This is a genomic window from Chelativorans sp. J32 (assembly GCF_000518985.1).
Taxonomy (GTDB): domain Bacteria; phylum Pseudomonadota; class Alphaproteobacteria; order Rhizobiales; family Rhizobiaceae; genus Chelativorans.
Genome location: NZ_JAEQ01000014.1, coordinates 113,265 through 123,292 on the forward strand (window position 1 = coordinate 113,265; position 10,028 = coordinate 123,292).

At 59.7% G+C, this 10,028-nt stretch carries 10 protein-coding genes and 1 tRNA gene; 8 read left to right on the plus strand and 3 right to left on the minus strand.

All coding sequences use genetic code 11. The annotated features are described in order from the left end of the window. Positions 1-112 precede the first annotated feature (112 nt). From CHEJ32_RS0117300 to ilvC, 4 genes are all read left to right on the plus strand, one after another. Positions 113-859, plus strand: coding sequence for a pyridoxine 5'-phosphate synthase (locus CHEJ32_RS0117300; protein WP_028034914.1), 747 nt, complete (start codon positions 113-115; stop codon positions 857-859). A gap of 227 nt (positions 860-1,086) precedes the next feature. Then, a complete protein-coding gene (locus CHEJ32_RS0117305; protein ID WP_245261156.1) occupies positions 1,087-2,949 on the plus strand; it encodes a potassium transporter Kup in 1,863 nt (620 codons plus the stop codon). 141 nt (positions 2,950-3,090) lie between these two features. Further along, positions 3,091-3,738 carry a TetR/AcrR family transcriptional regulator gene (locus CHEJ32_RS0117310; RefSeq protein ID WP_028034916.1) on the plus strand — a complete coding sequence of 216 codons (648 nt, stop codon included), beginning with the start codon at positions 3,091-3,093 and terminating at the stop codon, positions 3,736-3,738. Between the two features lie 37 nt (positions 3,739-3,775). Beyond that, positions 3,776-4,795 carry a ketol-acid reductoisomerase gene (ilvC, locus tag CHEJ32_RS0117315; RefSeq protein WP_028034917.1) on the plus strand — a complete coding sequence of 340 codons (1,020 nt, stop codon included), beginning with the start codon at positions 3,776-3,778 and terminating at the stop codon, positions 4,793-4,795. A 54-nt stretch (positions 4,796-4,849) separates the two neighbouring features. Here the strand turns inward: ilvC and CHEJ32_RS26820 are convergent, their stop codons facing one another. Next, entirely contained in the window at positions 4,850-5,320 is a 471-nt protein-coding gene (locus tag CHEJ32_RS26820; protein WP_084032840.1) for a BA14K family protein, read from the minus strand. A gap of 161 nt (positions 5,321-5,481) precedes the next feature. Between CHEJ32_RS26820 and CHEJ32_RS0117320 the strand changes: the two genes are divergently transcribed. The 3 genes from CHEJ32_RS0117320 (at position 5,482) to CHEJ32_RS25175 (ending at position 8,240) form a co-directional block, all read left to right on the plus strand. Then, positions 5,482-6,594 (plus strand): endonuclease/exonuclease/phosphatase family protein, encoded by a 1,113-nt coding sequence (locus CHEJ32_RS0117320; RefSeq protein ID WP_028034918.1) that lies wholly within the window; start codon positions 5,482-5,484, stop codon positions 6,592-6,594. 74 nt (positions 6,595-6,668) lie between these two features. After that, a complete protein-coding gene (locus CHEJ32_RS0117325; protein ID WP_028034919.1) occupies positions 6,669-7,583 on the plus strand; it encodes a PhzF family phenazine biosynthesis protein in 915 nt (304 codons plus the stop codon). Positions 7,584-7,655: 72 nt separating this feature from the next. Then, positions 7,656-8,240: a hypothetical protein gene (locus CHEJ32_RS25175; RefSeq protein WP_245261154.1), complete on the plus strand. Its 585-nt coding sequence runs from the start codon at positions 7,656-7,658 to the stop codon at positions 8,238-8,240. A gap of 52 nt (positions 8,241-8,292) precedes the next feature. Here CHEJ32_RS25175 and CHEJ32_RS0117335 read toward each other — a convergent pair. Together CHEJ32_RS0117335 and CHEJ32_RS0117340 are read right to left on the minus strand one after the other, a co-directional pair. Continuing rightward, positions 8,293-8,368: transfer RNA gene (locus CHEJ32_RS0117335), tRNA-Lys, on the minus strand. A gap of 123 nt (positions 8,369-8,491) precedes the next feature. Beyond that, positions 8,492-9,349, minus strand: coding sequence for a lytic transglycosylase domain-containing protein (locus CHEJ32_RS0117340; RefSeq protein ID WP_028034920.1), 858 nt, complete (start codon positions 9,347-9,349; stop codon positions 8,492-8,494). A gap of 383 nt (positions 9,350-9,732) precedes the next feature. Between CHEJ32_RS0117340 and CHEJ32_RS0117345 the strand changes: the two genes are divergently transcribed. Then, positions 9,733-10,028, plus strand: a 296-nt coding sequence (locus tag CHEJ32_RS0117345) for a hypothetical protein (protein ID WP_028034921.1), incomplete at its 3' end; no start/stop codon positions are given.

Genomic DNA, 10,028 nt, shown 5'->3' on the forward strand with positions numbered 1-10,028 from the left:
CTCGCTTGCTCGTTTCTGACTACCTTGCCACGACAACACCTATTGGACCTGTCGGTTCCGAAAGAAACGGTATAGGAGGAGGGGAAAAAACCAGCCATTATGGGACGGTAAGATGACGGTTAAGCTCTCGGTCAACCTGAACGCGATCGCCATGCTGCGCAACCGCCGCGACCTGCCATGGCCGAGCGTCACCGGGCTTGGCCGGATAGCTCTGGCGGCGGGAGCGGATGGGCTTACGGTCCATCCGAGACCGGACCAGCGTCATATCCGTTTCTCGGACCTGCCGGAGATCCGAGCCCTTATAGATGACGAGTTTCCCGGGTGCGAGTTCAACATCGAGGGTTATCCCTCGGAGGAGTTCCTGGAGCTTGTGGAGGCGACGGAGCCGGAGCAGGTCACTCTTGTGCCCGACGATCCGCAGCAGGCCACTTCCGATCATGGTTGGCGCTTCCGGGACGAGAAGCCGTTGCTGGAAACGAGGGTCGCCCGGTTGAAAAGGCAAGGTTTCCGGGTTTCGCTATTCGCCGATCCGGATGCGGACGAGGTGGACCTCGCTATCGCCAAGTCGTTAGGGGCAGATCGGATAGAGCTTTACACAGGCCCGTACGGTGCTTGCCATTCGTCCTCCCAAGAGGCTGAGAAAGAGCTGAAAAAGCTTGCAAAGACAGCGGAAACTGCGTTCCGCCTCGGGCTCGCTGTCAATGCCGGACATGATCTCACCGTCGCCAATCTTCCCGCGCTCGTGGAGCAGATTCCAGCCTTAGCGGAGGTATCGATCGGCCATGCCCTCACGGCTGACGCGCTCGAGTTCGGCATGGGTGCGACTGTGAGGCGTTTTCTCTCCGCGCTGGGCCGCTGATTACAATCAACTGCACTAAACACCTCGTGATGCCGGGGCCGGATTCGCTGAATCCTGTTGCTTTTGCACTGCAACAGGATTATCGCAGCCCGCCGTATTCCTAACGCATCGAATATACGATGTGTGGGTTCGATAACTCGCAGCGTCCTTTGTGCTGGAGTGAATTCATGGCTGATGCCGAGTTGGGTGGCAGCGCCGATGCGGGCAATCTGGGCGGAGCCCGGGAAATGGAAGCCCGCCAGAACCTCCGGATCCTGGTGATCGGCGCTCTGGGCGTCGTCTATGGCGATATTGGCACCAGTCCGATCTACGCTTTCCGTGAGGCGCTGCATGCCTCATCTGGTGGCGGACTAGCGACGCGTGAGGATGTGTTCGGCGTCCTCTCCCTGATCGTCTGGGCGCTGACAGTCGTCGTTACAATCAAATATGTCATCTTCGTCTTGAGGGCCGATAACCGGGGCGAGGGAGGCATCTTGTCATTGATGGCGCTCGCCCGCGGCAGCTATCCGAAGCGTTCGGGGCTCATTCTCGCCCTCGGCATCTGCGGCGCCTCCCTCTTCTTCGGCGATGCTTTGATCACGCCGGCGATTTCCGTGCTCTCGGCTGTAGAAGGGCTGAAGGTGGTTACCCCGGCCTTCGATCCTTACGTGGTTCCGATCACTCTGGTCATCCTGCTGGCGCTGTTTTCGGTGCAGCGCTTTGGAACCGGCAAGGTGGCAATCGTCTTCGGCCCTATCACCGCCGTCTGGTTCCTTGCTCTGGGTGTTATCGGCGTCCTGCACATAGCGGACGACCCAGCAGTGCTCCTCGCCATAAATCCCTATTACGCGGTGATCTATCTCCTCCATCAGCCCGACATCGCGTTTCTGACGGTAGGCGCTGTATTCCTCGCGGTGACCGGCGCGGAAGCGCTCTATGCCGATCTAGGTCATTTCGGTCGGAAGCCGATCGTCCTCGCATGGCTCGCAATCGTCTTTCCCAGCCTGCTCCTCAACTATTTCGGGCAGGGAGCTTTCGTGCTGGCCCATGGTGGCCTGCCGCAGAACCCTTTCTTCCAAATGGTGCCTTCCTGGGCTCTGGTCCCGATGGTGCTTTTGGCCACCGCCGCCACGGTGATCGCAAGTCAGGCCGTGATTTCCGGCGCCTTCTCGCTTGCGCGGCAAGCCTCCCAACTCAACATCCTGCCGCGGTTCGAAATCCTGCACACGTCTGAAACCCAACAGGGCCAGATTTACCTGCCACGCATCAACCTTCTGATGGGACTGGGCGTGATGGTCCTCGTCCTTGGATTCGGCGCATCGAGCGAACTTGCATCGGCCTACGGCATCTCCGTGTCAGGCAACATGCTTGTGACGACCTTGCTCCTCTTCGTCATCATGTGGTTGCGCTGGCGCTGGACCATCATGGCGGCAACTGCCGTGCTTCTGGTTTTCGGTGCCATCGATGTCGGCTTCTTTGCCGCCAACATAGCAAAGCTCGCCGATGGCGGTTGGGTGTCCCTGGCGGTGGCGCTTATTGCGGGGCTTCTCATGGTGACATGGGTGCGCGGTACGCAACTGCTCTTGAACAAGACGCGCGAGAACAAGGTGCCGTTCGATGCGCTCGCCGAGCAACTCGCCAAGAAGCCGCCTCAGATCGTCCCTGGCACCGCCGTCTTCCTGACCGGAGATCAAGGGAGCACGCCGACGGCGCTCCTTCACAGCCTGAAGCATTACAAGGTCCTGCACGAGCACAATGTGGTGCTTTCCGTGTTGACGGCCGAACAGCCTCGAGTGCCCGAATCCGAGCGCGTGAAGATGGAGCCTATCAACGACCTTTTCATGCGGGTGACCATGACTTTCGGCTATATGGAGCAGCCGAACATTCCGAAGGCCCTTATCATCTGCCGCAAGAAGGGCTGGAAGTTCGATATCATGTCGACCTCCTTCTTCCTGTCGCGCCGGTCCTTGCGACCGTCCGCCCATGTCGGCATGCCGCTCTGGCAGGGAAGGCTCTTCGTTGCGCTCGCCCGGACGGCCGCCGACGCGACGGAATATTTCCAGATACCGACGGGGCGTGTCGTCGAAATCGGGACCCAGATAACCATCTGATCGCCGGAGCGCGTGAGGCGTTCGCTGGATGTAATGCGGGTGCTATTCCGCACTTTCAACCGACCGCACGCACCAATCGCTATTGCCCTTCCTGCCCGTTTGTGAGAGAACCGTACCGTACGGTACTGATGGGAATTTGAGTTGAGGGACGGTAGCGAACAGGGGTTTACGCCGAGGCAGCACGACGTGCTGGAGCGCGCTCTTGAGCTTCTGGTGGCCGGCGGTGAGAGAGCGCTGACAACGGCTGGGGTGGCGCGGGCGGCAAGTTGCTCCAAGGAAAGCCTTTACAAGTGGTTCGGCGACCGTGAGGGGCTACTTGCCGCTATGATCGCCCATCAGGCAAGCAAGGTTCGGGGTTTCGTGGATGACGGCGCGGTCATGGACCGGGACCGGTTCTGTGCGCACCTCGTCGGTTTCGCACTCGATCTGCTTCAGGTACTTGCCGGTGACGTGTCCCTGGCGTTGAACCGCCTTGCGATTGGGCAGGCAAGCCGGGAGGGGAGCAGGTTGGGGCAACTTCTCGTGGAGCAGGGGAGGCGGCGCATCGATGAAAGTGCCGGAGCTCTGCTCGAAGCAGGAAAGCGACGCGGCCACATTGTCTATCAGGACCGCGACGAGGCCTATCGCACGCTTTATGGCCTCATCGTGCGTGATCTGCATGTGAGGATGCTCCTGGGAGAAGAGCGCGCGCGCCGACCGGAAACATTCGCTGCCAGAGCGGATCAGGCAGTGGAACAGTTCTTCGCACTTTACGGAGTGCGGGAGAAGGAGAGGGCGGAGACGGCGTGAAGCCGGTCTGCCAAAAGACGCGAAGGAAGGAAAGAAGATGCGTGTCTATTACGATCGCGATGCCGATCTGAACCTGATCAAATCGAAGAAGGTCGCAATCATCGGCTATGGCAGCCAGGGGCGCGCCCATGCGCTGAACCTGAAGGATTCGGGGGCCACGGAACTGGCAGTGGCTTTGCGTCCAGGCTCCGCGACAGCCAAGAAGGCAGAGGCCGACGGTCTTAAGGTGATGACCGTGGCGGAGGCCGCTGCATGGGCGGATCTCCTGATGATGGCGACGCCCGACGAGCTGCAGGCCGGCATCTACAACAGCGAAATCGCGCCGAACATCCGTGACGGGGCAGCGATCGCCTTCGCCCATGGTCTAAACGTCCATTTCGGCCTCATCGAGCCGAAGAAGACGGTAGACGTGGTCATGATCGCTCCCAAGGGACCGGGACACACGGTTCGCAGCGAATACCAGCGGGGCGGCGGCGTGCCCTGCCTGGTCGCCGTTCATCACGACGCCTCCGGAAACGCCCTCGACCTGGCGCTTTCCTACGCGTGCGGCGTTGGTGGCGGACGTTCCGGCATCATCGAGACGACCTTCCGCGAGGAATGCGAGACGGATCTGTTCGGCGAGCAGGTGGTTCTCTGCGGCGGCTTGGTGGAACTCATCCGCGCCGGTTTCGAAACGCTCGTGGAAGCCGGCTATGCGCCGGAAATGGCCTATTTCGAGTGCTTGCACGAGGTGAAGCTGATCGTTGACCTCATCTATGAGGGCGGCATCGCGAATATGAACTACTCGATCTCCAACACGGCCGAGTGGGGCGAATATGTGACCGGTCCGCGCATCATCACCGACGAGACCAAGGCGGAGATGAAGCGGGTCCTCAAGGACATCCAGACCGGCCGCTTCACCGCGGAGTGGATGCAGGAGTGGCATTCCGGTGCAGCACGTTTCAAGGCAACGCGCCGCTTGAATGATTCCCATCAGATCGAAGAGGTGGGCGAGAAGCTGCGGGCCATGATGCCCTGGATTTCGAAGAACAAGCTCGTCGACAAGTCCAGGAACTAACGAGCGGATAAAGCGGCGGCGCACCAGCGCCGCCGTTTGCTTTCCGGCCTCAGCTTATCGCCAGTAGGGCGACACGCATGCCCGGCGCGGTCCGTTATAGGGCTGGAACGAGTTGTCCGAGGCGCGATAGGAACGGTATCTGGCGTAGCACCAATTCACATGTGCTGCCGGCAATCCATAAGCCCTGCGCGGTGCCACATAACGTGGCCGCACATAGGGCGGACGTACATAATAGGGCGGGGGACCGTAGCGGTAACCTCCGGTGCCGAATTCAAGATAGAAACCGGATCTGGGCCGGCGCCAGTAACGATCCCGATCCCAATGGCGTCGCCAGTGGCGACGGTCGCCCCAATGGCGGTCGCGGTGTCTGACTTGTACGAGGTTCGCACTCTCGCTTGTGGTGATTGAGATCGAGCCTGTTGCTGCGCCCGCCGAAAGAGCTGAGGCCTGGGCCGTGGACGCTGCGGCGCCGAGGCCGAGGGCGGCGAATGTGCAGAATGTCAGGGCGGTAAGCGCTCTTTTCATTATTGCAACTCCTACTTCAGTCGAGCAAAGCCATTTCGGCTGAGCTTAGCTTGCGGGATTATGCTCCGTGGCGCATGAATGCGGCATGAACGCGTAATCGCGCTGCAACTGACGTCACTTGCGTGTGATCGCTTGCCTGCCAATGCGGAGAAAACGCGACCATGTCGCTGCGCATCGCCACCTTCAATGTCGAAAACCTGATGAACCGGTTCGATTTTTCTGGTTTCCGCAACCAGTTGCACCAGGACCGCGCGCTGGCGATGTTCGAGATCAAAAGCGAAGCCGAATATCAGGAGTTGGAGCGGGCACGCACCATCGCCCACACCGACGATACACGCCAGCTCACAGCCCTAGCGATTGCCGCCACCCGCGCCGACATCCTGTGCCTGCAGGAGGTGGATAACCAGGCGGCGCTCAACGCATTCGAATATGGTTATCTCCATAAGATGATCGGCTCGGGTTACCGGGAAAAATATTCCTCGGCCGGAAATGACGTCCGCGGGATCGATGTGGCTATCATGATGCGCCGGGAGACCGCCCATGGTGAGCCGATCGAATTCCAGCGCATGAGCACTCATGCGCATGTCACGTTTGATGATCTTGCTCTCCATACGCCGGAGCTGGCGGAACTGGGGGTAGGGCCCAACGAGCGCATTTTCCGCCGCGACTGTCTGGAAATCGATGTCCTTGTCGGCGGAAAGCCGCTCACCATTTATATCCTGCATCTCAAGGCGATGAGTTCGCCTCGCAATGGCCTTGACGCTCGTTTGGGCTCCATGCCCATCCGCAATGCGGAGGCCGCCGCCGTGCGGAAGATCATCCTCGATCGTTTCGGGCCGGACGGAGCGCCCCGAAAGCGGTGGGTGATCTGCGGAGACCTCAACGATTACCGGGAGCGTGTCATCATCGAGGGCGACTCGCATAGCGGTTATCGCTTCCAGCCCATCAAGGAGGCACAGTCGAGCGTGAATGTGCTGACCGGTGGCGGTTTCTGCGAGAATGTCGTGGAGCGCCGCCCAGTGCTGGACCGGTGGACGCTTTACCACACGCGCGGGCCGGAGGAACGGCATCTCTGCCAGCTCGACTATATCCTGCTTTCACCGGCGCTGGCGAAGCGGAACGCCACGGCGATGCCCGATATCATACGCAACGGTCAGCCCTGGCGCACGATCTTCCCGCCCGGACAGGAGGTCGAGCGCTATCCGCGCACCGGCTGGGACCGGCCCAAGGCCTCTGATCATTGTCCGGTGGCAATCTCGCTCGATCTCGTCTGAGGGCGGAAAACCTGTATTATGCATCCGGTTCGAACGCCCATTTAGCCGGATCCGCCTTAAGGGAGAAGCGAGCGGTGAGAGCAAGACGATATCTGATCTATGATGTTTTCACGGATACGCAGCTCACGGGAAATCCGCTTGCGATCGTTCTCGACGCTGACGGTCTTGATCCGGCGCAAATGCAGCGGATCGCCGGCGAGTTCAATCTGTCGGAAACGGTCTTCGTGCTGGCGCCGGAACAGCCCGTCCATACCGCTCGCGTAAGGATTTTCACACCCCGAACGGAATTGCCCTTTGCCGGTCATCCAACGGTCGGCACAGCCATCGCCTTGGCACGAGCGGGGGAAACGAGCGGCAGCGAACGTACGTCGCTGGTGGTGTTGGAGGAAGGTGTCGGTCCGGTGCGTTGCGCGGTCTCGGCGGGCAATGGCGCAAGTTTTGCCGAGTTCGATTTGCCGCGTCTGCCGGAGCGCATCCTCTTTGAAACGCCCGCCGAAGCAGTGGCAGCTTCGCTTGGCATTCCCCATCACGAGATCGGCTTTGAAAATCACGCGGTGAGCGTCTGGTCGGCGGGCGTGCCCTATGTTTGCGTGCCGGTGGCCAATCTGGAAGTGGCGGGCCGGGTACGTCTCGACGCTCGGCTCTGGGATGAGATCGTTCTCCAGAACGAGGCGCTGATCGGCTTTCCCTATGTCTATTGCCGCGAAACAGTGAATCATGACTGCTCATTTCATGCGCGCATGTTCGCACCCCAGGACGGCATACCGGAAGACCCGGCCACCGGCTCGGCGGCGGCTGCTTTCGCCGGGGCGATCTTAACCTATGACGAGCCGGTCGAAGGAACCCACCGCTACTGGGTGGAGCAGGGGATCGAGATGGGAAGACCGTCCCGTATCCGGCTTGAGATGGAGGTGGTCGCAAACCGCATAGAGGCAGCCCGGATCGGGGGCCGCGCCGTCAGGGTGGCGGAAGGAACTCTGCTCTTGTGAGAGGCGTCTGGCCTTAATTCTTCCCGATGTCGGGGGCACGGTCATCCGGTTCTTGTGTTTAGGGAGGGATGCATGCCGACAAAACAATGGAACGGCGAAGCTTGGCGCACGCATGCCCGGAGCATGATGACCTGGGGCGCTGCAGCATTGCTTATATTGTTGCTGCCCTTGCTGGCGATGCAGATCACCGACGAGGTGAAATGGGGTCTTGCCGACTTCGTCCTTGCCGGCACGCTGGTGGTCGGCGCCGGCCTCATCTACGAGCTTGCCGTAAGGAATACCGGGAGCCGTGCTTACCTGGCTGGGATTGGGGTCGCTCTAGCAGCAGCTTTGCTTCTCATTTGGATCAACCTCGCCGTTGGGATCATCGGCAGCGAGGACAATCCCGCCAATTTGTTCTATGGCGCAGTGCTCCTCGTCGCCACCATCGGATCGCTCATCAGCCGCTTCCGGCCCGCTGAGATGGCGAGGACGATGTCGGGTGCGGGGCTCGTTCAGGCCATGATTGGCATCGTGGCGCTGGCTGCCGGATACGGGCAGACGTCGCCGAGCTTTCCGGAGGCCATCATATTCCTGACCGCTTTCTTCACCGGCATGTGGCTCTTATCGGCCCATCTGTTCAGGAAGGCGGCGCGTGAGCAAGAGAGGGCGAGCTGAATTCCAACCAATCTGCTGGTTAGCTTACGAGCGCCAAGTAATCAAAGAATAGTGGTGGGTGATATAGGATTCGAACCTATGACCCGCTGATTAAGAGTCAGCTGCTCTACCAACTGAGCTAATCACCCAACCGAGGCGCCTGAAAGCTTTCCTCCCGCTTCAGGGAGCGAAACCATCCGGTAATCACCTCAGGAATGGGGGGCTCATTAGCCTGTTTGATCGAGCCACGCAACCCCCCTGAAAGCTAATGTTCAGCGATTGCGCAGAACGATGCAACTCCCGCCGATGTTCTGGATCTTCCGGCACAACTCATTCGCCTGCTCTCGCGTGTCCGCGCCCAGGCGCACGGCGTAGATGCCGTTCCGGCCGCGCGGAGATCGGATTCGGGAGATGACCGGCGGCTGGTCCGGAATGATCGCCTTTACCTGCTTGCTGATGCGTTCCCACTTGCGGATCGCGACGTCACGGCGGAAGTGACCAGCAACTTGAACACCCCATGGCTTTGTGTGCACACGGGCCATGGCAATCGTGGTCGAAGCGATAAGTGGGAAGTTTCGGCAGGCTTCATCAAAGCTTTTTCCCGCTTGAAGCGGCCGGACAATAACTTCGGTGGTGCGGTTGACGAATTGGTCTACCGGCTCGCCGAGAATGTCGAGGACATAATTTTCCGTCTCGAGGGGCAAAGACCCGCCCTTTGCAAGCCACCGAGAGACGCGAGCCTCACCGGCATTGTAGGCCGCAGCCGCCAATCCGAGATTGCCGAACCTTTGCTTCAGCTCTGAAAGATACTCTGCAGAGGCCGGTATCGCCTGCTCGATATCGAAGGAATCGTCAAGTCCGCGGAGCGAAGCGGTGGCAGGCATGAACTGTGCGACGCCCTCGGCTCCTTTTGGACTTACCGCGTTGGGATCGAACCGGCTTTCCTTCCACAGAAGGCGCGCGAGAAAATGCGGTGAAAGCCCGTGTCTTGCGCTGTGTTGCTGGATCAGACGGCACACATGTTCAAGATGATCGCCGTTGCTGGAAGGCTCCGCTCTGCCGGTCACTGGAACCAAGCAGCACAGAAGACCGAACAAGATCCGGGCGCCCCTGATCCGATAGGTTTCCATCTCGTCCAACCGCTTTTACCGCTCCCCCGCCCTGTAGCTGTTCCGAAATTTAACCCAGCTCACCGCCCTTGCCAGCCCCCGGTCGGCATTTGAGCAAATGCATGCATCGAGATTATGGGAAGCTAGCGGGAAGGTTTCCGTTTCTGTTTAGCGTTGGTGTTTATGACGAGAAGATAAACCATTCTAAATGCGCCCATGCGGTTATTTGGTGATATCCCTACGTTGTAAGTATATATCCACTTTATCTTTAAGTGTTTCTCTGATTAAAGGCAATTAATTATGGTAAATGAATAGTTAAACTTGTGAACTAATTTGTGCATAACCGGCAAAACACCTCTTGATCCCGCCAGGCTCAACCAATCGGAGGTGAAAGGTGATTCGCCATGCCCAGTAGATTTAATTTCTTCAACCTTGCCCAGCTGGGCGGAAAGAGGCGAGGGATCGCCTGGATTTCCGGCCATCTGGCGGCGGCGGCAATGGCGGTTGCCGCGCTGGCGTCACCGGCGCTGGCCGCCCCACCACCTGCTGGATCAAAGATCATGATCGCGATGCCGCGGCTCGGCATCGACAACACGGCGACCATGGCGCCGAACGATTCGGTGCTGCTGGAGCATCGCTACACGGCGACAACGGTGGCAAACGTGACCTTCTCCGGCACCGCGACCGGCGAGCCGTCCGC

Excerpts from the sequence above, each read along its gene's own strand:
- CHEJ32_RS0117300 (WP_028034914.1), top strand. The coding sequence starts at position 113 with ATGACGGTTAAGCTCTCGGTCAACCTGAACGCGATCGCCATGCTGCGC.
- CHEJ32_RS0117305 (WP_245261156.1), top strand. The coding sequence starts at position 1,087 with ATGGAAGCCCGCCAGAACCTCCGGATCCTGGTGATCGGCGCTCTGGGC.
- ilvC (WP_028034917.1), top strand. The coding sequence starts at position 3,776 with ATGCGTGTCTATTACGATCGCGATGCCGATCTGAACCTGATCAAATCG.
- CHEJ32_RS26820 (WP_084032840.1), bottom strand. The coding sequence starts at position 5,320 with ATGAAAAGAGCGCTTACCGCCCTGACATTCTGCACATTCGCCGCCCTC.
- CHEJ32_RS0117320 (WP_028034918.1), top strand. The coding sequence starts at position 5,482 with ATGTCGCTGCGCATCGCCACCTTCAATGTCGAAAACCTGATGAACCGG.
- CHEJ32_RS25175 (WP_245261154.1), top strand. The coding sequence starts at position 7,656 with ATGCCGACAAAACAATGGAACGGCGAAGCTTGGCGCACGCATGCCCGG.
- CHEJ32_RS0117340 (WP_028034920.1), bottom strand. The coding sequence starts at position 9,349 with ATGGAAACCTATCGGATCAGGGGCGCCCGGATCTTGTTCGGTCTTCTG.